General features: G+C 69.8%; 18 protein-coding genes and 5 pseudogenes. 8 read left to right on the top strand and 15 right to left on the bottom strand.

Annotated features, from left to right (window positions below):
- From ACFYXB_RS41300 to ACFYXB_RS41285, 4 genes and pseudogenes are all read right to left on the bottom strand, one after another.
- On the bottom strand, nucleotides 1–180 hold a 180-nt coding region (locus ACFYXB_RS41300; RefSeq protein WP_389590284.1), incomplete at its 3' end, for a hypothetical protein.
- 278 nt (nucleotides 181–458) lie between these two features.
- A pseudogene (locus ACFYXB_RS41295) lies at nucleotides 459–1123 on the bottom strand (transposase); the annotation flags it as partial.
- A 357-nt stretch (nucleotides 1124–1480) separates the two neighbouring features.
- Nucleotides 1481–1915 (bottom strand): STAS domain-containing protein, encoded by a 435-nt coding sequence (locus tag ACFYXB_RS41290; RefSeq protein ID WP_389590283.1) that lies wholly within the window; start codon nucleotides 1913–1915, stop codon nucleotides 1481–1483.
- 234 nt (nucleotides 1916–2149) lie between these two features.
- Nucleotides 2150–2675 (bottom strand): annotated as a pseudogene (locus ACFYXB_RS41285) (LuxR C-terminal-related transcriptional regulator); the annotation flags it as partial.
- Between the two features lie 77 nt (nucleotides 2676–2752).
- Here ACFYXB_RS41285 and ACFYXB_RS41280 point away from each other — a divergent pair.
- Nucleotides 2753–3324: pseudogene (locus tag ACFYXB_RS41280) on the top strand (transposase); the annotation flags it as partial.
- Nucleotides 3325–3680: 356 nt separating this feature from the next.
- On the opposite strand, the gene ACFYXB_RS41275 reads toward ACFYXB_RS41280, so the two are convergent.
- Both ACFYXB_RS41275 and ACFYXB_RS41270 read right to left on the bottom strand, forming a co-directional pair.
- Entirely contained in the window at nucleotides 3681–4475 is a 795-nt protein-coding gene (locus ACFYXB_RS41275; RefSeq protein WP_389590282.1) for an IS5 family transposase, read from the bottom strand.
- A gap of 187 nt (nucleotides 4476–4662) precedes the next feature.
- A complete protein-coding gene (locus ACFYXB_RS41270; protein WP_389590280.1) occupies nucleotides 4663–4851 on the bottom strand; it encodes a hypothetical protein in 189 nt (62 codons plus the stop codon).
- Between the two features lie 141 nt (nucleotides 4852–4992).
- Here ACFYXB_RS41270 and ACFYXB_RS41265 point away from each other — a divergent pair, with 141 nt between their 5' ends.
- Nucleotides 4993–5352 carry a hypothetical protein gene (locus ACFYXB_RS41265; RefSeq protein ID WP_389590279.1) on the top strand — a complete coding sequence of 120 codons (360 nt, stop codon included), beginning with the start codon at nucleotides 4993–4995 and terminating at the stop codon, nucleotides 5350–5352.
- 449 nt (nucleotides 5353–5801) lie between these two features.
- On the opposite strand, the gene ACFYXB_RS41260 is transcribed toward ACFYXB_RS41265, so the two are convergent.
- Nucleotides 5802–6404, bottom strand: coding sequence for a recombinase family protein (locus ACFYXB_RS41260; RefSeq protein WP_389590278.1), 603 nt, complete (start codon nucleotides 6402–6404; stop codon nucleotides 5802–5804).
- A gap of 157 nt (nucleotides 6405–6561) precedes the next feature.
- A complete protein-coding gene (locus ACFYXB_RS41255; protein WP_389590276.1) occupies nucleotides 6562–7155 on the bottom strand; it encodes a TetR/AcrR family transcriptional regulator in 594 nt (197 codons plus the stop codon).
- 134 nt (nucleotides 7156–7289) lie between these two features.
- On the opposite strand from ACFYXB_RS41255, the gene ACFYXB_RS41250 reads away from it, so the two are divergent.
- Nucleotides 7290–8090, top strand: a complete 801-nt coding sequence (locus ACFYXB_RS41250) for an alpha/beta fold hydrolase (RefSeq protein WP_389590275.1) — start codon at nucleotides 7290–7292, stop codon at nucleotides 8088–8090.
- 515 nt (nucleotides 8091–8605) lie between these two features.
- Here ACFYXB_RS41250 and ACFYXB_RS41245 read toward each other — a convergent pair.
- Nucleotides 8606–9691 carry a DUF5937 family protein gene (locus ACFYXB_RS41245; protein WP_389590274.1) on the bottom strand — a complete coding sequence of 362 codons (1086 nt, stop codon included), beginning with the start codon at nucleotides 9689–9691 and terminating at the stop codon, nucleotides 8606–8608.
- Between the two features lie 99 nt (nucleotides 9692–9790).
- On the opposite strand from ACFYXB_RS41245, the gene ACFYXB_RS41240 reads away from it, so the two are divergent.
- On the top strand, nucleotides 9791–11032 hold the full coding sequence (locus tag ACFYXB_RS41240) for an MFS transporter (protein ID WP_389590272.1): 1242 nt from the start codon (nucleotides 9791–9793) through the stop codon (nucleotides 11030–11032).
- Here the strand turns inward: ACFYXB_RS41240 and ACFYXB_RS41235 are convergent.
- Nucleotides 10995–11969 carry a tyrosine-type recombinase/integrase gene (locus ACFYXB_RS41235; protein WP_389590271.1) on the bottom strand — a complete coding sequence of 325 codons (975 nt, stop codon included), beginning with the start codon at nucleotides 11967–11969 and terminating at the stop codon, nucleotides 10995–10997. The genes ACFYXB_RS41240 and ACFYXB_RS41235 overlap by 38 nt on opposite strands.
- A gap of 404 nt (nucleotides 11970–12373) precedes the next feature.
- On the opposite strand from ACFYXB_RS41235, the gene ACFYXB_RS41230 reads away from it, so the two are divergent.
- Nucleotides 12374–12634 (top strand): transposase, encoded by a 261-nt coding sequence (locus tag ACFYXB_RS41230; protein ID WP_389590270.1) that lies wholly within the window; start codon nucleotides 12374–12376, stop codon nucleotides 12632–12634.
- A 335-nt stretch (nucleotides 12635–12969) separates the two neighbouring features.
- Here the strand turns inward: ACFYXB_RS41230 and ACFYXB_RS41225 are convergent, their stop codons facing one another.
- Entirely contained in the window at nucleotides 12970–13485 is a 516-nt protein-coding gene (locus ACFYXB_RS41225; RefSeq protein ID WP_389590269.1) for a DUF2231 domain-containing protein, read from the bottom strand.
- Between the two features lie 146 nt (nucleotides 13486–13631).
- Nucleotides 13632–14292: pseudogene (locus ACFYXB_RS41220) on the bottom strand (amino acid permease); the annotation flags it as partial.
- A 17-nt stretch (nucleotides 14293–14309) separates the two neighbouring features.
- On the opposite strand from ACFYXB_RS41220, the gene ACFYXB_RS41215 reads away from it, so the two are divergent.
- Nucleotides 14310–14714: a sulfocyanin-like copper-binding protein gene (locus ACFYXB_RS41215; protein WP_389590267.1), complete on the top strand. Its 405-nt coding sequence runs from the start codon at nucleotides 14310–14312 to the stop codon at nucleotides 14712–14714.
- Between the two features lie 104 nt (nucleotides 14715–14818).
- Here ACFYXB_RS41215 and ACFYXB_RS41210 read toward each other — a convergent pair whose 3' ends face one another.
- The 3 genes and pseudogenes from ACFYXB_RS41210 to ACFYXB_RS41200 all read right to left on the bottom strand — a co-directional run.
- The gene (locus tag ACFYXB_RS41210) at nucleotides 14819–16504 is read right to left on the bottom strand and encodes a DUF1416 domain-containing protein (RefSeq protein WP_389590266.1); all 1686 of its coding nucleotides are present in this window, start codon (nucleotides 16502–16504) and stop codon (nucleotides 14819–14821) included.
- Nucleotides 16505–16545: 41 nt separating this feature from the next.
- Complete coding sequence (locus ACFYXB_RS41205; RefSeq protein WP_389590265.1) at nucleotides 16546–17373, bottom strand: sulfurtransferase; 828 nt, start codon at nucleotides 17371–17373, stop codon at nucleotides 16546–16548.
- 1000 nt (nucleotides 17374–18373) lie between these two features.
- Nucleotides 18374–18894, bottom strand: a pseudogene (locus tag ACFYXB_RS41200) (thiamine pyrophosphate-binding protein); the annotation flags it as partial.
- A gap of 255 nt (nucleotides 18895–19149) precedes the next feature.
- Between ACFYXB_RS41200 and ACFYXB_RS41195 the strand changes: the two are divergent.
- Complete coding sequence (locus ACFYXB_RS41195; RefSeq protein ID WP_389590263.1) at nucleotides 19150–20742, top strand: FadD7 family fatty acid--CoA ligase; 1593 nt, start codon at nucleotides 19150–19152, stop codon at nucleotides 20740–20742.
- Between the two features lie 723 nt (nucleotides 20743–21465).
- Nucleotides 21466–21606, top strand: coding sequence for a hypothetical protein (locus ACFYXB_RS41190; RefSeq protein WP_388508198.1), 141 nt, complete (start codon nucleotides 21466–21468; stop codon nucleotides 21604–21606).
- The last annotated feature ends 67 nt before the right edge of the window (nucleotides 21607–21673 follow it).

Genomic DNA, 21673 nt, shown 5'->3' with positions numbered 1-21673 from the left:
CCCCTCGAGCAGTGACTTGACCAGTTCCCACTCGGCCCTGCGCCCCACCAGATCGGCTACCGGCCGCGATCCCACCGGCTCGGTCACCGCGCGAGCATCAATCTCGTGTTCACGAACAAGAATCGTGCGACGGCGAGCAGCCTTCAGGCATGCGCCGTATGACGCATTGGTGTACTTCATATGCCCGCATGGGGAGGAGTGTGAGCTGCCTCACGCAGCAGTCATCACTGAGGGGATACCGAGGCGCCCACACCGCCCGCCACCAGACGCCCGACAACACACTCCTCTCGGCATAACCGGACGTTTCGTCGGCGGCAAACCTGCCGCACATCATCTGGCGGACCTGAATCGCGCATCTGTCGTCGGATCACAGCTCGCACCGGGCTTTTGGAGCGGTGGCCGGGCCGTGACGGACCACTCGTACATCCGCTGGTCACGGTGCATCTCGATCAGGTCGACGTGGCCTTGCCATCCACGCCGAACCTGGCGTCTTCAGCGGCATCGACGTGCTCGGCGTCGGCCAGCAAGGCTCGGGCCCTGGACTCCAGCTCGGCGATCTCCGCCTCGACGCGCTCCTCCTTTTCGACGGGGCGCCTGTAGCTCATCGCTTTGTGTTTGGAGGCGTTGGCCTCCAGTTTCGTGCCGTCCAGGGCGACTCGGCCCATCGTGACCATGCCGAGCTTCTGGGCGAGGCGCAGAGACTGCAGGAACAGGTCGGCGAGCGCGTCGAGGTGCGGCGGCGGAACCGGGCGATCGAGCGGAAGTCCGGGGCTTGGCCGGCGGTCAGGAACCGGAAGGCGACGTCGTCCACGCAATGGCGCTGGATCGCCCGGGACGAGCGGACTCCGGTGGTGTAGCCGTAGATGAGCAGGCGCACCATCAGCCGCGGGCCGTAGGGCGGGTAACCGCGCTTCTCGGTGTAGTCGGCCAGGATCGGCGAGAGGTCGAGCGCCTCGTCGACCAGATCGCCGACGAACCGGGCCAGGTGCCCTTCGGGCAGCCAGTCCTCCAGCGACGGCGGCAGCAGCAGGACCTGGTGCGGGTCGAACGCCCGAAACCGCTTGTCCACCGCCGCCGCACGACCCCGTGGCTGCTTCCTCTCGACCGGCCCGACCTCGAACAGCCCATCCCCCATCACGCATACCGGATCAACCCGCATGATCACGAGCACCCCGCAGGTTGCTGGTTACTGGGACACGCTCCTAGGTTGCGGCCACGCCGGACATTCTTCAGCTGTGCATCGCCTGCTCGACGGTGCGGTTTCCTCCTGCCGCTGCCGCGCAGAGAGCCGGGCGGGCGTCGTTGGTTCGGTGTGCACGGCCCCCTTGGGCGCGCCGTTTGTACGTTTGCCGTTGCGGGATTCGTCGGCGGGCGGACCCGTCCGGTGAAAGTCGGCCGGGCGGGCCGGGGCGCCCAGGCCGAAACAGCACGGCGCGAAGGGTTGGTGGCGGCGCGCAGCCGTGGGCCGTGATGGTGCGGATCATCGCTTCGGCAGCGATGTGCCGGGCAGAATCCGGTGGGTGTCGCCCTGGCCGGCTGCCGTGCAGTCGAGGAGTCGGTGGCTGTGCCGGGTCAGGGTCAGAACCCGGCGCAGCGCGGCGCTCATCGGTGCGATTCTCAGCCACTGGCCGCGTCGTTGGCTGAGCGTGTGGGCCTCGACCAGGGGACTCAGACCGGCCGCGTCGATGAAGGTGAGGTCGGCCGCGTCGAGGATCACGCCGTGGCTGTGGTCGAGGCTGAGGCAGAAGTCGAGTGCGCTCTTGATCGCGGGGCCGGTGGCGATGTCCAGTTCGCCGCTCAGACGGACGAGCATGCCGCGGTCGGGCCCCGTGAGGAGGGTGATGCGCAGGTGAGGCGGGCACGGCCAGGAGATCGTCGGGGAGAGGGCAGGACGGTCGAGCGTGGTCGTGGTCATCAAGTATTTCCTCAAGAGATTCTTAGCCGCCTACCGGACGCGGCGCTTGCTACGGCCAGCGGGGACACGGCCGTTGACCGCTTCCAGCCTGCGCTTAACCGCGTCCGCGGGCATCAGTCGAGTGACTGCGTCAAGCCTGCGTTTGACCGCGTCCGCGGCATCGTTCGAGGTGGCGAGGGGGGAGGTCATTCGTCTGGATGACTGGGTGGGCGCCTCCTCCCCGACCGGTGTGCCTTACGGGCGGGTGGGGGTGGAAGGCAGGGCAAGTCCCTTGTCGTAGGCGAGGATGACGGCCTGTACGCGGTCGCGCAGGTGGTACTTGTCGAGGATGTGGGCGACATGGGTCTTCACGGTGGCCTCGCTGACGAAAAGTTCGGCGGCGATCTCGCGTTGGACAATCCGCGGGACAGGGCCCGGAGCACGTCCGTTTCCCGTTCCGTGAGTGCGTCCAGGCTTGGTGGGGCGGGTAGCGGTTCGGGGAGCGCGGCGAACCGCTCGAGGAGCCTGCGGGTCACCCTTGGTGAGATGACCGCTTCACCCAAGGCGACCGTGCGGATCGCCTCGACGAGGGAGTCCGCCGGGCCGTCCTTGACCAGGAAGCCGCTGGCCCCCGCGCGGAGGGCATCCAGGACGTGTTCGTCCAGGTCGAAGGTGGTCAGGACGATCACCCGGGTGGCCGAGGGGGTCTCCAGGATGCGGCGGGTCGCCTCCACCCCGTCCCGTCGGGGCATGCGGTGTCCATGAACACGACGTCGGGCTGCTAGGGCGTGTATTGAGTCGTGATCAATTTGCGGGATGTGCCTTCGTGGCGGGGCCCGATCCGGTAGACCGTCTTGCGTGACGCGAGTGCAACTGATGGACCCGGACTGGGAGTTCATCGAGCCGTACCTGCCGATCGGCGCGTACGGCCCCTACCCCGAGCGGCTGTGGTAGCAGTTCGGGGGCGTGATCTGGCGGTTCAGGACCGGCGGGCAGTGGCGGGAGATGCCGCAGGAGTTCGGTGCCTGGTCGACCGTCCACAACCGCTTCCGGCAGTGGCGTGACGCAGGCGTCTTCGCGGCCCTGTTGGAGGGCCTGATCGCAGAAGCCGCGAAGCGGGGTGAGGTGGACCTGTCCCTGGTCAGCGTCGACTCCACCACTGCCCGGGCCCATCACGACGCTGCCGGGATGCACCTGGGCGAGGACGTCATCACCGCACTGGAGAAGGCTGCCGCCGAGGAGGAGAAGGCCAGGTCAAAGGGGGCGGCCTCGAAGAACCAAACGGGCAGGACGCCGAAACCGATCCCGAGCGGGAGGAACGACGCCGCATCCGGCGCCGCCGAAAATTCCGGCTGAAGGCCGCTCTCCTCGGACGCTCCAGGGGCGGGCAGACCAGCAAGGTCCACCTCGCCGCCGACCGCAAGTGCCGCGCCCCTGCCCGAGGCCGGGGCCGGGGCCGGGGCCGGGGCCGGGGCCGGGGCCGGGGCCGGGGCCGGGGCCGGGGCCGGGGCTGAGCAGGAAACAGCGCCCTCGCTCGCACCGGTGCCGGGCTCGACGGTGCCTTTCTGGCGGGACGGGCTGCCGGTGACGGTGCTGGCGCCGGACTACCAGCGGATTCTGGGTGTGGTGGAGGAGCGGTCCCCGGCGGGCCAAGGACCGCTGAAGGCCAGGGAGATCGCGGTTCAGCTGGGGCTTGAGACGACGCCGGCGAAGGTCGAGGGGGTGCGCTCGAAGGCCAGGCGCCTGGCAGAGCGCGGGTGGCTCCTGCAGGAGGCGTCGGGGGCATTCAGCACCGGTCGGCGGCCCGTGGCCGTGCCAGACGCCGGCTCATCCGTGTGACCATCGACCACCGGATCATCGCCTCGCTGTTCTCCGGTCGTGTCCCGTAGTCCCGGGCCAGACGGCGGGAGTTGAGCAACCATGCGAACGTGCGTTCTACCACCCACCGCCTCGGGAGCACCACGAACCCCTCCATATCATCGGTGCGTTTGACGATTTCCAGGGTCAGCGCGAGTCTTCGGCGGCACCACTCGACCAGGCCGCCGGTGTAGCCGCCGTCGGCCCACACCAGGACAATGTCGCGGTGCAGGGCGCGCAGCCGGGCCAGCAGGCCCACGGCGGCGTCCCGGTCACCGATGTTCGCGGCGGTGACCGCGACGACCAGGAGCAGACCGAGTGTGTCGGTCACGATGGGCCGCTTGCGGCCTGGCACCTGCTTCCCTCCGTCGTAGCCGCGTGAGGCGGCCGGCACCGAAGCCGCTGCCCGCACCGACTGCGCGTCGATGACCCCCGCAGTGGGCTCGGCCTCACGGCCTTCGCGCTCCCGGACCTTTCCGCGCAGCCGGTCGTGGAACTCGGCGATCAGCCCGTGCTCGCGCCAGCGGCGGAAGAAGGCGTAGACCCGGCCCCAGGCGGGGAAGTCCGCGGGCATCGCCCGCCAGGAGATCCCGCCCGCGACCAGATAGCGGATCGCATCCAGCATCTGGCGGTGGCAGTAGCCTTCGGGCTGTCCGCCCCGCCCCTGAAGCCAGGCCGGCACCGGCAGCAACGGCCGGATGGCCGTCCACTCGGCGTCCGTCATGTCCGACGGATACCGGCGTACCCAGTGGGGATGGTCGGCCGCGTTGCCGTACACGTGCGCGAGGCAATCACACGATGGTGCAGCCGAGTTGAACTGGACGGGCTCGGACGCGTACAACAACGACACCAGGGCCTCCCGGCATTGCTCGGTTCGATTCGCATCCCCGAGCTACCGAGAGGCCCTGTCTTCATACGCGCACAACGGGAAGAGCACCCCGGCGGGAAACCTGTTCGACCCGCACGTTCCATGATCGGTTGAGATACGGCTTCTGACGGAGCTGCGGCATCAGCCTGTCTTTGATCGAGCAGACGACGAGGTAGAAGTCCCACGTGGTTTCGACGTTGGCGAAGGGAGGGTCGTTGAGGACGGCCTGCATGTAGTCGTCGACCTGGTTGGCCTGTTCGCGGTCCGCGTCGGCGGACTCACAGTTCTACAACGCCGGTGTCATCGCCGCCTGCCGCCGGTCAGGTGCCCACTTCTCCATCACCACCGGGATGAACCCTCCATCAAACGCGCCATGCACGGCATCCCCGACCAGGCATGGCAGCAGATCACGTACCCCACCCCCGTGCCCGACCCCGAAACCGGTGAGCTCATCTCGGACGCCGCAGTCGCCGAGATACCCGCCCACACCGCCTTCGCCGGCCGCAAGAAGAGCGAGCGGGTCACCGCCCGGCTGATCGTGCGCCGGGTCCGCGACCTGGCCAAACCCGCCGTCGTGAGCGAGCAGGGCGAGTTGTTCCCCGTCTGGGGCTACCACCCGTTCTTCACCGACAACCCCGCTGAGACGCTCCAGGCCGATCGGGAACACCGCCATCACGCCGTCGGTGCACCGACGAAACTCCGTGACCAAGGGAGATTCACCCTCGCTCGGTGATCGTTTCCCACGCTATTGGAGATCGTTTCCCGCCGTACGCGGCAGTTGACGGCCCCGCAGTCCTAGCTCGGACACCAGGGAACAAGTAACACGCCGGTAGCTTTCAGGGCTTTGTGGCGGTGGTCTTCTTCGGCCCCTGTCCTGTCCACGTGAAGGTGGCGGGGTTCCGGCCCAACTTTGGCGAACAGGCTTGGTGCCTTCAAAACCAAGGGGCTTCCGACCTGGCGGCCTTCGCTGTCCTGCTGGTCACCGACACCTTGGGATCGAAGGGCTACGGACGTCGTCCCGGTGAGGTAGCCGCTACAGCTCGAACGTCAGCTGCCCGGAGGATTCGAGTGCGGTGTGACGGGCTTCGGCCCGGGTGCGGGCGTGGTGGTCGCGGTCGTAGTGCAGGTGGCAGCCCTGGCGGCCCCGGACTCCTATCTCTGACCCCAGTCGCAAAGTAGCGGTCAGGGCTTCGTGACCGTGGTCTTCTTGGGCTGGCGGGGCACGGTCTTGGTCTTGTCGAGGTGCCCGTACACCGTGGACCGCGGGACGCCGAACATGTCGGCGATCTGCTGGACGGTCTTCTCCCGCTCGTCGTAGAGCCGTTGGGCGAGCGCGGCCTGGTCCTCGGTGAGCTTCGGCCGGCGCCCGCCGACCCGCCCCCGGGCCCGCGCGGAGGCGAGCCCGTCGTTCGTGTTCGCCACGATCAGTTCGCGCTGGAGCTCCGCCAGTACGGACAGCATCCCGAACATCGCCCGCCCCTCCATGGTGGCAGTGTCGATGCCCTGCTCGATGACGTGCAGGCCGATGCCGCGCTCGCGCAGCTCGGCGCCGAGGGTGACCAGGTGCAGCACGGAGCGGGAGAGCCGGCCGAGCCGGGTCACCTTCAGCGTGTCGCCCTCGCGGAGCAGCTGCATGACGAGGTCGAGCTTCGGGCGGGACGCCTTCGCGCCGCTGGCGACGTCGACGTGGATGTTGTCGCGGTCGACGCCGTGGCGGAGTAGTGCGTCGATCTGATGATCGGGGTTCTGGTCGGCCGTCGATGTGCGGCAGTAGCCGATGAGCATTGTCGGAAACTACCTCGAAGGACCGTTCTCCGACGTTGATTTCCGACGCGAGTTGCCGACACTGTCCACCTGCGGGTTCGTGATCACGGGCCCGAGTGTCGGCAGATGTTCGTTTCCCGACACTGCCGAGCTTGATTCATGTGCGCGTGGGGGGGCATCAGGGGTGATCGGGTCCGACAATATGAGCCAACGCGCGCAGACCAGCAACGATGTCGGCGCCGGTGGGGGCCTGGTCGGGGTCGGTGAGCCATTGCGTCATCAGGCCGGAGAGCAGGGCCATCTGGACGGCGCCCAGCGTGCGCGCCGTGTCGTCGCCGACCGCGTCCTCCTCGACTCCGTCGAGGACGGCCGCCAGGCCCCGCCGCCCCTGAGCCTGGCCCCCGGCGAGGTAGCGGCGCAGGTCCTCGGAGTGCTCGGCCTGGGTGAGCGCCTCGATCGAGGCGAGCCATAGGGCGCGGTGCATGGGAAGGGACTTGATGATCCGGTCCCACATCGCCTCGTAGCGCTCCGCGGGCGTGGCGCCCTCCGTGCCGAAGTCGGCCAGGGCGCGGCCGAGCCGGGTGCCCCATTCGTCGATGGCGTCGATGAGTGCGGCGTTGAGCAGCGCCTCGCGGGAGCCGAAGTGGTAGCCGATGGCGGCCATGCTGACGCCGCCCGAGGCGGCGGTGATGTCGCGGACGGTGGTGCGTGCCCAGCCCTTCTCCTCCAGGCAGCGGCGGGCTCCGGCGAGCAGGTCTTCGCGATTTCCCATGGTCGGAGGCTACTCAAAGGTGACGCGCTCGCACAAGGCGAACGCCTTATACGAACGTATTAGGCAAGCGTCTTGTGCGTTTGCCTAAATCCTCGCTACGGTCTTTCCATCGCCACCGACAAGGGGGAGCCACCATGAACACCACTGCCGCGAATACCGCCGCGACACGTGCCGAACTCGTCATCGACGGCCGCCAGCTGTCCTACCTCGATTTCGGCGGGATCGGCCGCCCGATCGTCGCGCTGCACGGACACCTGTCCGAGGGCGCCTCCTTCGCCCCCCTCGCCCAGGTGCTGGGCGCCGACTGGCGGTTGATAGCCCCGGACCAGCGCGGCCACGGGGAGTCCGACCGTGCCGCCGACTACTCGCGGGAGGGCTACCTCGCCGACATCGAGGCCCTCCTGGACCACCTGGGGCTGGACCGCGTCGTGCTGCTCGGCCACTCCCTCGGCGCCATCAACGCCTACCAGTTCGCCGCCCGCCACCCCGAGCGCGTCACCGCGCTGGTCAACGTCGAGGGCGCCGCGTCCCTCGGCCTGAAAGGGCCCAACCCCTTCGCCTTCCTGCTCAACCAGCCCTACCAGGCACCCAGCTGTGAGGCGCTGCTCGCAGGCCTGGGCCCAGCCGCGCCCTACTTCGCCAGCCGACTGCGGGAGAACGCGGACGGCACCTGGCGGCTGCCCTTCCACCCCCAGGACATGTACCGGTCCGAAGACCTCGTTCACGGCGACCACTGGGAGGACTGGACGGCCACCGACTGCCCGACCCTGCTGATCCATGGCACCAAGGGCATCATCCCGGCCGAGCAGATCCGGGCCATGGTCGAGCACCGCCCCGGCACTGCGCCGGTCGAACTCGATGCCGACCACCTCATCCCCACCACCGCCCCGGACGCGCTCGCCGCCGCGGTCAAGGCGTTCCTCGCCACGATCTAGGCAGCCCGCGGCCTCGCTCCCCTCCCCCGTCGCCTCCTCGGCCTACCTGCCGAGGAGGCGACGCCTTCGAAAGCGGGCGGAAGTAGGCGAATCGGTGTCGACCCGAGCGCCATCAGGTGCCGGAGCCCAAAGAAGCCACATCACCGGGCGCGGGACGGCACTGGCTCGGTACGGAGGCGGCCGGTGCCAGGTCGAGCCGTTTGTCCATCTCCAGCCGGAAGATGCCGTACATCTCCTTATCTGGACACCTTCGAGTGATGCCTCAACGGGCCCGGTGGTCTGCGTCCGCTTCGCGACAAGGACGCGATCGACGAGGAGTGACACGCCCTGGCCCGCACGGCCGGACAGGATGCCCCCTGGGGGTATGGCCAGGAGGAACGTCCGGCGGTGCAGCCAGTACGCTGCCCTGCTGCCCGAGGGCAGCAGGCGGTCGCGCCGATACTGCTCGGCGGCCTGCCGAGTCGGACGATGTTGCGAAGGCGGCGGTCGGCCGCGTTCTGGCAGACCGAAACTACTCAGCGCAGTACGGCCGCCAGCAGGTCGGCCCCCAGCGCCGTCAGATCGGGCAGATTGACGGTGTAGCGGACGTAGCGGCCCTGCCGCCGGGCCGTGAGCAGGCCCGCGCGGCGTAGGACAGCGAGGTGGCGGGAAACTTCCGGGGGTGAAAGTTCCCAGGCGTGGGCCAGCTCACCGGTGGTGTGCGGGCCGCGGGCCAGGGTGCGCAGCAGCCGCAGCCGTACCGGATGCGCGAGTGCCTCCAGCCGTAGCGTGACCGTTTCCAGCGATACCGGCTCCGGTGGACTCGGCTCGGCAACGGGGTACTGCACCACCGGTTGCCACCCGGGCGCGTGGACCACCACCAGGTGCGGGCGACCGAAGACGCTGGGGAGGAAGGTGACCCCGGTGCCGTGGGCGGCGGTCGCATTGTCCTGCAGCTTGTCCACGATGATGCCGTTGCCGTCCGGCGCCAGGGTGACGGCGCTGGAGATTGACGCGAGTGCCGCCCCGATGCCCTGGCGCTTCAGCAGGTCGTTCTTCAGGCGCAGGTCGGTGGCGAGTTGCACGGCGACGCCCGTCCAGGCGGCGTCGAAGAAGGCCTCGGCGCACTGTTCGAGGGTGTGACGCACCCGCGCCCGCACGGCTGTGGGGTCCGCGAGCAGCCGTTCCGCGAAGGCCTCTTGGAGCGCGCCGCGGGCCTGGGCGAGGTCCAGGGCCCGCTCGCGCGCCGTCGCGTCGGCGAGCGGTGACGGCGCAGCGAAGTGGACCCGGTTGCTGCCGCACGTGGTGATGAGCGCGGCGGTCACATAGGTTTCATCGTCGATCCGGTCTACATCGTCCAGTTCCTCGGTGAGGGTCGGCCGGGGACGAGCGGGGACCAGGAAGTCGGCTCGTGAGGAACGCCAGAGGAACTCTGCCTCCCTGAGCCGCTCGGCCAGCTCCGGCCGCAGCCCAGCCCAGACGTCCCCGGCCCAGCCAGCGAGCTGCGGGTGATGCGCGGGTTCGGCCAGCACGTGCAGCATCGCGGTCAGCTCGGCCAGCGGGGAGGCAGCGAACCGCAGTCGCCCGGACGGCAGGCCGCCGATGTCGATCCTCAACGTCATCCTCTCATTCTCGCTGGTCGGATGGCCGACGACCGCGTCGATTGACGGTGTCCGTCAACCGGCATAGTCGGCCCGGCGGCCGAACGCACCGTTGACGCCATGGCAACCACCACCAAGCTCCAGCCGCGCGCCCTCGTCCGTGCCTCCGGAGGCCCCCGCTATGCCGTCGCCCTGGCCGTGGACGCGCTCGGCACCGGCTTGCTGCGGCCCTTTCTGCTGCTCTACGGGGTGACGGTGCTGAGGCTGTCCGCGTCGGCCACCGGCATCGCCATGACGGCCAGCGTCGTCGTGGGTCTGGTGTGCATGCCCGCGGTGGGCCGATGGCTGGACCGGGGCGCACGCAGCACGGTCGTGGCGGCGTCGATGCTGGTGCGGGTGGTGGGCGTGGCGCTGCTGCTGGTCGCCCCGGAGGGGCACGTCTGGCTGTTCGCGACGGCGGCACTCTTCCTCGGCATCGGCAACCAGGCATGGCCGGCCGCCCATGCAGCTCTCGTGGCCACGGTCGCCCACGGCCGCGAACGCGACGCCGCTCTCGCGGGAGGCCGCGCCCTGCGCAACGCCGGCCTGGGCGCGGGTGCCCTCCTCGCCACCGCATGTCTGGCGGGCGGCACCACCGCATTGCAGGCGCTGGCAGCCGTCACCGGGCTCGCCTATCTCGCTGCGGCAGCTTTGGCATGGTCGGTTCACCTGCACACGCATCCGGCCGCAATTTCGGCCAAGGACAGGGCCGACGGGCCCGCCCCTCGGATGCGCGTGCTGCTGGCCGCCAACGTGGTCTACGTATTCTGCCTCAACGTCCCCGAAATCGCGCTGCCTCTGGTCCTGGTGACACAGTTGCACGCATCCCCGGTGTGGTCGGCAGCCATCTTCGTGGCGAACACGGTGCTGGTGGTCACCCTGCAGGTTCCGGTCACCGTCCTGATGTCCCGCTTCTCCCGGCGGGCCGTGCTGGCTCTTGCCGGCGTGGTACTCGCCGCGTCCTACCTCGGCTTCCTCGCGGCCACCTCACTGGGACACGGCTGGAGTGCCCCGGCCGTCGCCACGGTGTCCGTGGTCTGCACCATCGGCGAGATCATCTATGCCGGCAGCGCCACCGCGCTCGTCACCGCCCTCGCCCCGGCCTATGTCCTGGGACGCGCCCTCGCCCGCTTCCAGCTCTCCACGGGCTTCGGCCTCGCCGTCTCCCCGGCGGTCATCACCGCTCTCGCCTCCCACGGCTCGGCTGCCCTCTGGGGCAGCCTCGCCGCTGCGACGCTTCTGTCCGCCTCCGCCGTTGCCACCGAGAAGGATCAAGGAACGCGGCTCAGCGGTTGCTGCCGCCGGGCGCGAGCAGGCTCGTGAGCTCGGCGATCGCCTCGGGGGACGGCTTGAAGTAGCGGCGGACGTTCTCCGGCTTCTTGTGGCGGGACTTCGCCATCAGCATCAACAGCGAGGCGCCATGTTCGCCGAGGTGGGTCAGGGCGGAGTGGCGGTACTCGTGCAGGTCCCAGCCCGTGCCCGGTCCGCGCAGGGCCGTGTGCTCGTCGAGCAGGGCGCGGGCCTGCCCGTAGGAGAGACGAGCCAGGCCGGTGTCCGAACACACGTCGCGGGGGCTGACGACCTTGCCCGGCCCCGGGCGGCGGTGGGTGACGAACACCGGCCCGCGGGTGCGGCCTTTCAGCAGACGGGGCAGCAGCCGAGCGGTACCGGCATCCCAGTACACGGGCTCCAGCACGTAGTCCTCGCGAGCCTGGCCCCGGCGGCGGGCTTTGGTCCGGGCGCCCTTCGCCTTGACCGGGCAACGGCGCCCGGCGAAGTCCAGATCCTCGATGTTGACGCCGAGGATTTCCTCCGCCCGCCCGGCTGTCTCATACAGCATCCGCCACAGCGTCTTCTCCCGCAGGTGCACCTCGCGCCGCGCGATCAGCCGGTCGATCGCCATCTTCGAGCGGGCCGGGGTCTCGGAGTCCGGCACAGCCAGCCGCTTCGCCCAGGCCGGGACCGTCGGCCCCTCGTAACCGCGCTCCCGGCACCAGCCGAGCCAGGACAGCACCCCCGCCCGGCGGGAGTTCCACGTGTTCACCGCCGCGGTGGCCCAGAGCAGTTCCAGAGCCTCGCCGATCTCGTCGTCCGCGACCGATGCCAGCGGCCGGACCTCGCCGACTCGTTCGGCGGTCTTGCCTACCCCAATCCCGTAGTTCCGGACCGTGTTCGGGTTGCCGAGCGAGTCGAGGAACACGTCGGCCGCCGCCCGCACGGTCAACGCCTTCACGGTCGGCAGCTGCACGACGGTGGGCACCTCTTCCCCCTTGCCGCAGATAACAGGGCCGCTTTGCGTAGCGGCCGGAGGACGTCACCGCAGGTGACGGATCAAGCTACCGCGGATATTGGGGTGTTATCTGTGGGAAGGCTTCAGACGGGTCCGCCCGCCGACGCTCCGTCAGCTACCCACCAGGGCCGACTGATCCTTAGCGCCTGATTTCGTTCGGATGTTCCTCAACCCCCATTTCGTCGCCCCACCCCGGGATTCGCTCGTTCAGCCCAATGAGGCGCACGACGACGAGAAACGGGAGATCTGACCCACTGAAAGCTACCGACGGGTTACTTGCTCCCTGGTGTCCGAGCTAGGACTACGGGGCCTTGACGGCGCAGAGCTGCGCCGCCTCGCAGCGAACTCGTGGGCGCCGCGCGGGAGTTTCGTCGGTGCCCCCCGTCGTCGAGCAGGTCATCGCCGACAGCAAAGCCTCCGCCCTGGCCCACCTGCCCTCCTCACACTTCAACGCCAACGCCGGCTGGATCACCATGTGGGCGATGGCCTACAACCTGCTGAGGGCCACCGGCGCACTGACCTCCGCCTTCCACGCCAAGGCCACCACCGCCACTCTCCGCACTCACCTGATCCACGTTCCCGCCCGGATCGCCCGCTCCGCCCGTCGCATCACCCTGCACCTGCCGCACAACTGACCCTGCCAGCAAGCCTGGACACACCTGTTCGACACCGTCCACGGACCACCAGAACCCGTCTGACAGCCTCTGCCCACCCCGCCCGCCAGGGCCCGACCGGAACCGCATCGTGGAAAAGCTGGGAAGACCAGCGGATAGGCGCCGGGCGGGCCGACGCGTACCGGAACGAGTCCCGCAGGCGCTCCGGGAACCGGAGGCGGCAGCCGGGCCCGGACGGGCTCGGCGCACTTCTGACGTTCGTCGTCCTGGTCGCCGTCGCGGTCCTCCTCGCCCACGACCCCGAATTCCGCGGCGCCGTGCGGACGTTCATCAGGAGCCTGTGAGCGGGCGGAGCCTCAGCCCCCGCCACCACCCGTGGCGGTCTTGGAGTAGCCGTCGTGCCAGGCGGCCCTCGCGCCGGACTCGCCGATGCGGTAGACGTCGACGACGGCGCCGGCCGCCACCACGACGGACAGCACGGCCGCGGCGATCCGCACCATACCGCGGCCGCGGGTCCCGGCGACCGCCGGGGAGCCGGCCTGCGGCACCGGCGTCCGGCGGGTCGTCCACCACACGACCATCGCCAGCACGAACAGACCGACGGCCCACGGCAGCAGTCCGTCGCCGAGTGCGGTATGCCGGCGCACCAGCGGGTCGCTGCCGACGTGCCGCTCCAGCCACTCGCCGGCCTCCGTCGTCACGGGCACGGCCACCAGGGTGACAAACGCCAGTACGGGCAGGACCAGCCCCAGTCGCCGCGCCGCCTTCGGCCAGACGGCGCCCACCACGAGCACCAGCGCGCTCAGGGGGACCATGACGACGACGAAGTGGACGAACAGGACGTGCGCGGGCAAGCCGTTGACGAGGCTCATGGGGGTGCTCCTCCAGGAGGCGACCACAGGGTCCCCCCTTGTGGGGGCCCGACCAGCCTCCGGCGCGGGCCGCTGCGCGGGCGACAGTCATTTGACCCAACCGATGTACTGCATCTGCGTCCCGCTCCGAGCCGGCATGGAAGGCGTCAGAACAGCCGGAACCGAAGCCGGCAGATCACCGCGTCGGTCTCCCGCCGCACCGCGTGCACCACCACGGCTCCCCGCTGATTCTGCAGCAGGCGCTGCCACAGCCGCTCCGGCTCCGTCTCCGGTATCAGGACGGTGACCCGGGTGGCGGGCTCCGCCGCCGACCTCACGGACGTACGCGGCGATGGGGCGGCCGAGGGAACGGCGCTCGCAGGTCAGCCGAACCAGCGGCATACCGGGGTCCCACTCTGCCCACGCACGCTCCAGGGCGTGCATCTGGACGCGATCCTCCGGGTCGGGGTAGCAGACGGTGACCGCGCGGACCTCGTCGCCGAGCGAGGCTGCGGCCGTCAGGGCCTCCGAGGTCAGGCGGGACAGCGAGGAGACCGCCACGATCACGACCGAGCGATCGCGGTGCGGAGCCTCGGGGATGCGGCCCAGACCCAGGCGCTGACCGATCCGGGCGTAGGCACGGTGCACCGTCTCGAAGGTCAGCACCAGGACGGGCAGGGTGATCACGATCAGCCAGGCGCCCTCCGCGAACTTGCTCGCCGTGAAGACGACGGCCGAGACGCCGGTGAGCAGGGCACCGAAGCCGTTGAGCAGCGCCTTGCCGCGCCAGCCCGGCGCCCGTTCCTCGCGCCAGTGCCGGACCATGCCACGGATACAGCACGCCCATGCCCACCAACCAACCCAAAACCGGCTCGGAAACCCATCAGAAGATCACTTCAGACCACGCCGGTGGATCGAGGCCAAGCGCCGCACCGAGTACGGTCCCGGCCGGTGTGGTGTCGCTGCGGGTGCTCAACGTTGGCTCCCTCACCCACGAGGTGGTCGTGCTGCCCCTGCCAGCGGGTCAAGCCGCGGGCGAACGCCCCACCGGTTCTGATGGGAAGGTCAATGAGGCGGGGAGCCTGGGTGAGGCTTCGCGCAGCTGCGGTGCGGGAGCCGGGAACGGCATCACGCCCGGCGCGATGGCCTGGAGCACGGTGACGGTGCAGCCCGGCCGCTACGAGCTGGTCTGCAACTTCCTCGGCCACTACGCGGCCGGCATGTACACAGAGCTGGACGTCACACGGTGACCCCACCACAGCAAGGAACGGCGCGGACGCTGGAGCTGTGCCGGGGTGATGCCTGGGACGGGCGTGCCCGAGCATGGCCTGCGGCTTGCATGGGGGCGGTGGCCCTACTGCCCCTGCATCATGGGCCTTGCGTGCTCGAAGGCGTCGTCGACGAGGACGACCTGGTGTCCTGCGGCGGCAAGCAGTGAAGCCGCGATCGCGGCTCTGAAGCCGCTGCGGCAGTGCACCCAGATTTCGGTGTCCGGCAGGGCGGAAAGGGCTCCGGGCACTTCGGGGAGCGGAACGTGCCGGGCGCCGGGCAGGTGTCCGGAGCGCCACTCGCTGCCGCTTCTGACGTCCAGGACCTCCACCGGCCGCCCGGCCCGGGCGGTGGCCAGGGTCGTGAAGTCCGATCGGGGGTAGGAGGCCAGCCGGGGTGGGCCTGCCCATTCCAGCGGGCTTCCGGCGGCGACAGCCGCAGGGTGGTCGAAGCCGATCCGCAGCAGCCCGTGCCGGGCGGCTTCGAGCTGCTCGGCGTCGGCGGCCAGCAGCGTGAGCGGAGCGTCGAACGGCACCAGCCAGCCCAGGTAGGTGGCCAGCGATCCGCGGGCGTCGAAGTTCACCGTGCCCCGCAGATGGATGTGGGCGAAGTCGCCTCGCGGCCGGACGTCGACCACCCACTCCCCGGCTGCGATGCGGTCGGCCAGCTCGGACGGAGTGGCGGTGTGCGGCACGGTCAGGGAGGTCAGGGGCACGGGTCCGGCGGCATTGATCGGTGCCATGTGGCGGTAGTACGCGGGGTAGGGCTCGAGACCGGCCAGGGCGCTGGAGACGAAGGCGTCCTCGGCCAGGGTGAAGACGGGGTTGGCGGCGCGTTCGCGGCCGATGGTGGAACGTTCGACCGCGGTGGCGGTCGTCGCCGTGCAGAAGCTTCCGAATCCGTGGGTCGGCAGGACCACGGTGTCGTCGGGCAGTACCTCGGCCAGGTGGCGGGCTGACCGGTACTGCCGGCGGGCCAGCGGCTCGGCCAGGTCCGCACCCATCAGGTCGGTGCGCCCGGTGGTGCCGTACAGCAGCGAACCGCCTGTGCATACCAGCCGTGGCGTCCCGCCGGAGGGTGCGAAGGCGTAGGCGACATGGTGGTCGGTGTGCCCCGGCGTGCCGATCACCTGGATCTGCAGCTCGCCGGCCGGAAGCTGGTCGCCGTCGCGTACCCGGACCGCGTCGAAGCCGAGTTTCGGCCCGGCCGGCACCGCATAGGCGGCATCGAACCGGCGGGCCAGTTCCAGACCGCCCGTGACGTAGTCGTTGTGCAAGTGGGTCTCGACGACTGCGTCGAGCCGCAAGGCCCGCGAGTCGAGCACGGCGGTGATCCGCTCCAGGTCGCGCTGGGGGTCCACCGCGACCGCTACCGATCCGTCCGTGATCAGGTAGCTGCGGTTGCCCAGGCTCAGCGTGGCGAGCTGGATGACCTCCAAGCCCTCGGGCAGCTGAGCCGACAGGCGCAGCTGGGCCTCGGTGACCTGGCCGAGCTGCGCCTCCACCGGCAGCTCTGTGGCGCCGCGCGGCGACAGCACGCGCAGCACCCAGTGCCCTGGCGTCACGTAGAAGCGGAACGTGCCCGAGGAGGCGGTGACCACTTCGCCGACGAACTCCCCTGCCGGGTCGAGCAGGCGGACCCAGGCACCCGCGACCGGCCCGTCGGCGGCCTCGACGCGGCCGGCCACCTCGGTCCGGGTGGTGGTGTCGATCTCCGGTACAGCGGCTGCCTGGCGTCGGCCACCCGTCGGCGCCGCTGGGGTTCTGGTCACGTCTGGTCCGTTGCTTACCGTCTGTGAGGCTGCTGCTCCGGTCACTTCTCGATCGGGACGCCGACCATCGAGCCGTACTCGGTCCACGAGCCGTCGTAGTTCTTGACGTTCGCATGGTCGAGCAGTTCGTGGAAGACGAACCAGGTGTGGGCGCTGCGCTCGCCGATCCGGCAGTAGGCGATGGTCTCCTGGTCGAAGTCGACGCCCACGTCACGGTACAGCGCCCGCAGTTCCTCGTCGGACTTGAAGGTGCCGTCGTCGTTGGCCGCCTTTGACCAGGGCACGTTCCTGGCGGTCGGGATGTGCCCGCCGCGCTGGGCCGCTTCCTGCGGCAGGTGGGCGGGGGCCAGCAGCTCTCCGGAGAACTCCTGGGGAGAGCGGACGTCGATCAGGTTTTTGCTCCCGATCGAGGCGAGCACCTCGTCACGGAAGGCCCGGATCGAAAAGTCCGGTTCCTTGGCCGTGTAGTCGGTCCTGGGCCGCTGCGGCACCTCGTCGGTCAGCGGCCGGGACTGCAGTTCCCACAGCTTGCGTCCGCCGTCGAGGAGGCGCATCTGGTCGTGCCCGTAGATCTTGAAGTACCAGTAGGCGTACGCGGCGAACCAGTTGTTGTTGCCGCCGTAGAGCACCACCGTATGGTCGGGCGCGATGCCGCGGTTGGACAGCAGCTCCTCGAAGTGCTCGCGGTCGACGAAGTCGCGGCGGACGGGATCTTGCAGGTCCATCTTCCAGTCGAACTTCACCGCGCCGCGGATGTGGCCCTGTTCGTAGGCGCTGACGTCCTCGTCCACCTCGGCGAATACCACCTGCGGGTCGTCCAGGTGCTGCTCGGCCCAGTCCGCGTCGACCAAAGAGTGTTCACGGCTCATCGCCGCCCTCCTTCCGGTCCGGCGGGTGAGACCCTCCGCGGCCTCGGAAGCGCACCGACACGTGGCGCAAATGCCGCCACTTCCAGCACAACCCTCGGCGATGCGGGCGGCAACTCCGGGCACGACTCATCCCAGCGCCCAGCCATGTGACCGCACCCGTAAGCGCAACGCTGTGCTCGACTGCCGCCGCTTTGTGGGTACGCCTTGGCCTGCTCGCCGTCATCCGGTCGTACGCGGCCAGCACGGCCGCTTTGTCTGCCGCGTCCGGGTCGGTCGCTGTCGTAGGGCCGGTCGACGTCGCGGGGGCCTGTGAGGCCACTGGAGCTTGCGCAGGCGCTGTCCCGCTGCCACTTCCGCCGCATCCGGTGAGTACGAGCGCGAGCGGCACAACGCCGCACAGGCCCATTCCCACGGCCCGGACCGTGCGCGCCTTCCGTGTCGGTCGCATCCATCCCCCTGTGTGATCACCAACGGTCACCACCGTAGCCACTCAGGCACACCCCGTCACAGGCGAATCGGCGCCATTACGCAGGCCCGACCACGGCCCCCACAGCCCCGGCCACGACGGCCGAGACCCCGACCACAGGGCCGACCACGGCAGGTCACCACGCTGCGCAACCCGTCCGGCCGGAAATCGCGCAGCCACGTCCTGCGCGTGCGCAGTCCTGACGTATTCGACCGCTCGGGCAACCCCGGTGCGCAGGGTGCGCAGCCAAGGCGGGCGCTGCGCACACGCCCCTGCGCCTACACGCACCATGTCCGCATGTTCGCACCCGCCTGGGGCAAGTTGATCACGCCCAACAACCGTCTGGTTACAGACTGTTGCCGTGCAGGTACCCGCGATAGCCTGCACTGTGCCCTATGTGGCACAAACGGCACAGGTGAGGGGTACGAGAGGGATCGTGGAGCGGCGGGACGTGCGGGGGCACTACGAGGAGTTGGCGGCCGAGTACGACGAGCACTTGATGGAGCCGAGCACCGCGGCCGGGATGTCGAGCTAGACACCACCGGGGCGCCCGGAGATCGCGGTGGGCAGCGCGCGGGCGATACTGCGGCCGACGTCCTCCACCCGGCTCACCCGGTACGCGGCCTTGCAGAACGGCTGCGCGGCGGCGAGCTGGTCCATCTCCTCGTAGTCGCCGTGCTTGAGGTCGACGAGGTGCCGCTCGCTGGAGCCGGAGATCTGCACCATCGGGAAGCAGTTCGTGGTGGCGTTCGCCAGCGCGACCAGCCCGTTGGGGAAGCCCGGCGCGGATACCGTCAGGCAGATACCCGGCTTCTTGGTGAGGTAGCCGGCCACCGCCGCCGCGTGTCCGGCGTTGCTCTCGTGACGGAAGCCGATGTAGCGGATGCCCTGCGCTGCGCAAGGCGGGCCAGGTCGGCGATCGGAATGCCGACCACCCCGTAGATGGTGTCGACGTCGTTCAGCTTGAGCGCGTCGACGACCAGGTGGTACCCGTCGGTGAGCTCGGCCGGTACGTCGGCGTTCGCCGCGCTCTCCAGTGTCGAGGTGGCGGTCATGGTCCGAGGTCCTCCGTGGGCAAGTCATGCCTGTTCGGCTTGTCGTCTCACCTTCCGCAGCACGCCTCCCCACGTCCAAGACCTATCGGCGACCAACCGATAAACAGCATCCATCGACGCACGCCACCGTGGCATGGAGCTTGGTTGATAGACCATTGCTATCGATCGTTCGCCAGCGTGTATTGGACGGGCACTTCACGCCCCGCGCAGTCTCGCTGGGGACCGTTCAACAAACTGGCGCGAGGAGGTGCGGTCATGGCCGTTCCGGCCGCAGCATCCGTGTGCGACCCCGACCGATACTGTCCACCGGAGATCACTGGCCTCAGCGATCTCCTCGAACGGCACGTGCGTGAGCGTCCCGACGCTCGCGCACTCGTCGTCGGCGGCGACCGGCTGGCTGTGTCCTACGCCACCCTGGCCGCCCTTTCCGACGACGTCGCCACCCGTCTCAGCGGCACGGGGCTGCGCCCCGGCGATGCGATCGGCCTCGTCTCCGCCAACACGGTGGAGTTCGTGGCGGCGCTCCTGGGCGGGGCACGGGCCGGACTGGTGGTCGCTCCGATAGATCCCGCTCTCCCCGAGTCACAGGTGTCCCCCCGGCTCGAGGCACTGGGCGTCCGGGCGGTCCTCGTCGGTCCACCCGCGGCCGGCGCCGCGCTGGTCGCACCGGCCAACGTCCCGGCCTGGACCCTGCACGTCGACGTCTCGCCTTCCGGGACAGCGACGGCCACGCTCGAAACCGGGTCGCCCGCGACGCCACCACCGCAGAGCGCGGCAGGCGAGCTCTCGAGCCACGACGCCCTGGTGCTGTTCACCGCGGGAACCACCGACCGGGCCAAGATGGTGCCGCTGACCCACGCCAATGTGGCCGCCTCCGTGCGGGGCATCTGCGCCACCTATGAGCTGGGTCCCGTTGACGCGACGGTCGCCGTGATGCCGCTCTTCCACGGCCACGGGCTGTTCGCCGGGCTCCTGGCCTCCCTGGCGACCGGCGGGTGCGTGCTGCTGCCCGAGCGGGGACGGTTCTCCGCGCACACCTTCTGGGACGACATGCGGGCGGCGGGCGCCACATGGTTCACCGCGGTCCCGACCATCCATGAGGTCCTTCTGAAACGGTCGGCGACCGACTACCCGGGCCCTCAGGGGCCGCCCCTGAGGTTCATCCGCAGCTGCAGCGCCCCCCTCAACTTGGCCACGCAGCGGGCGCTGGAGCACACCCTCCGCGCGCCGCTGCTGTCGGCGTACGGGATGACGGAGTCCTCGCACCAGGCGGCCAGCGAGCCGCTGCCGCAGAACGGGCCCTTGAAGCACGGGTCGGTCGGCGTGTCGACCGGCGTGAGTCTTCGCGTCCTGGACCCGGACGGGAACCCGTGCCCAGTCGGCGCCGAGGGCGAGGTGTGGGTGCAGGGCCCCACGGTGACCCGCGGCTACCTCGCCAACCCGGCCGAGACGGCACACAGCTTCACCGCCGGGTGGTTCCGCACCGGCGACCTGGGCTCGCTGGACGAAAACGGCTACCTCTTCCTCACCGGGCGCATCAAAAACCTCATCAACCGCGGCGGCGAGAAGATCTCGCCCGAGCACGTCGAGGACGTCATCGCGGGGTACCCCGGTGTCGCGGAAGCCGCCGTCTTCGCCATACCCGACGCGACCTACGGTCAGCGGGTGGGCGCCGCCGTGGTCCTGGCCCGGGGCGAAAGCCTCGGAGCCGAGGAGATCCTGCAGTACTGCCGCAGCCGCTTGGCCCCCTTCGAAATACCTGACCGGATCGAGTTCGTCGCCGCCCTGCCGCACACCGCCAAGGGAGCGCTGGACCGGAAGGCGGTGGACACCCAGTACGGGCACTGACCCCGGCGGGCAGCTCACCGCACGCGGTGCTCGGCCGGCAGCAGCAGCTGGTCGACGGCGGTAGCGGTGTGAGTGGACTTGTGCGGGTCAACACCGAGCAATATCACGGAAGTTCGTTCCTCACGGCCGGACGACAGGACATCTACGGCCGACACGCCGACTTCCGGAACCGCTGCCGGGACACGCCTCTGTTGAGTCAGACCGTGGCCGGACACCGGGCCGGCGGCACGCCCCGAGCGGGCCAGCCCCAACGGGCGGCAGGAACCTCACGAGCCATCCAACCCAGCGTCCTACGGAACGCTACGAGCGGCCAACCCGACCGCGCTCCGCTACGGCCAATACAAGTCGGGAACTTCACAACCGTCCGAGCACGGTTGCGCAGTCGCGTGCTGAGGTGCTGATAAGCATTCCAGCTCGTGCCCTGCGCAGATCCGGGTTCCGAGGTGCGCAGCCTTCCTACGGGCGGGCGCGGCGTCATTGCGCAGGCGGTGCGCAGTGGGCTGGCCGCCCGGTGACACGCGCGGTCTGCGGCCTCGGGGTGGGCCTGGTCAGGTGGCCTTTCGCCGGTCCATGGTCGGGCTTGTGGTCGGGCCCGACCATGGCGGCTACCACCGGTTTCGTATCCCTGTCGTCACTGTGGTCGGGGTCGGTGGTCGGTGGTCGGGTCGGGGTGGGCGGGTTTCCTCAAGGTCAGCAACAACCGTCCTGACCTGGGAGTGTGGGATGTCTCCTGGCAAGCAAGCCCCGGGCAGCCAGGCCGCGGCCGCGGTGGCCGCGGGCGTCCGGCTGGAGGTGATGCGGCGCCACGTCCGCCTGTCGCGTGGTGTGGACGGCGCGGCCGCTGCCGCTGCCGCATGGACATGAGGCACTTGGCTGCGGTGGCTGGTCGCTGCTGGCTGCGCCCTGCGGACAACCTCCCCCGCGTCCGCGA

The sequence above is a fragment of the Streptomyces sp. NPDC002619 genome (genome assembly GCF_042889305.1).
Lineage (GTDB): Bacteria > Actinomycetota > Actinomycetes > Streptomycetales > Streptomycetaceae > Streptomyces.
Note: the sequence above shows the minus strand (reverse complement) of the source record. Positions and strands in the feature narration are given on the sequence as shown.

Coding starts and splice junctions, on each gene's coding strand:
- ACFYXB_RS41290 (WP_389590283.1), bottom strand. CDS start 1,915: ATGACCACGACCACGCTCGACCGTCCTGCCCTCTCCCCGACGATCTCC.
- ACFYXB_RS41275 (WP_389590282.1), bottom strand. CDS start 4,475: ATGACGGACGCCGAGTGGACGGCCATCCGGCCGTTGCTGCCGGTGCCG.
- ACFYXB_RS41270 (WP_389590280.1), bottom strand. CDS start 4,851: ATGCAGGCCGTCCTCAACGACCCTCCCTTCGCCAACGTCGAAACCACG.
- ACFYXB_RS41265 (WP_389590279.1), top strand. CDS start 4,993: ATGCACGGCATCCCCGACCAGGCATGGCAGCAGATCACGTACCCCACC.
- ACFYXB_RS41260 (WP_389590278.1), bottom strand. CDS start 6,404: ATGCTCATCGGCTACTGCCGCACATCGACGGCCGACCAGAACCCCGAT.
- ACFYXB_RS41255 (WP_389590276.1), bottom strand. CDS start 7,155: ATGGGAAATCGCGAAGACCTGCTCGCCGGAGCCCGCCGCTGCCTGGAG.
- ACFYXB_RS41250 (WP_389590275.1), top strand. CDS start 7,290: ATGAACACCACTGCCGCGAATACCGCCGCGACACGTGCCGAACTCGTC.
- ACFYXB_RS41245 (WP_389590274.1), bottom strand. CDS start 9,691: ATGACGTTGAGGATCGACATCGGCGGCCTGCCGTCCGGGCGACTGCGG.
- ACFYXB_RS41240 (WP_389590272.1), top strand. CDS start 9,791: ATGGCAACCACCACCAAGCTCCAGCCGCGCGCCCTCGTCCGTGCCTCC.
- ACFYXB_RS41225 (WP_389590269.1), bottom strand. CDS start 13,485: ATGAGCCTCGTCAACGGCTTGCCCGCGCACGTCCTGTTCGTCCACTTC.
- ACFYXB_RS41215 (WP_389590267.1), top strand. CDS start 14,310: ATGCCCACCAACCAACCCAAAACCGGCTCGGAAACCCATCAGAAGATC.
- ACFYXB_RS41205 (WP_389590265.1), bottom strand. CDS start 17,373: ATGAGCCGTGAACACTCTTTGGTCGACGCGGACTGGGCCGAGCAGCAC.
- ACFYXB_RS41195 (WP_389590263.1), top strand. CDS start 19,150: ATGGCCGTTCCGGCCGCAGCATCCGTGTGCGACCCCGACCGATACTGT.
- ACFYXB_RS41190 (WP_388508198.1), top strand. CDS start 21,466: ATGTCTCCTGGCAAGCAAGCCCCGGGCAGCCAGGCCGCGGCCGCGGTG.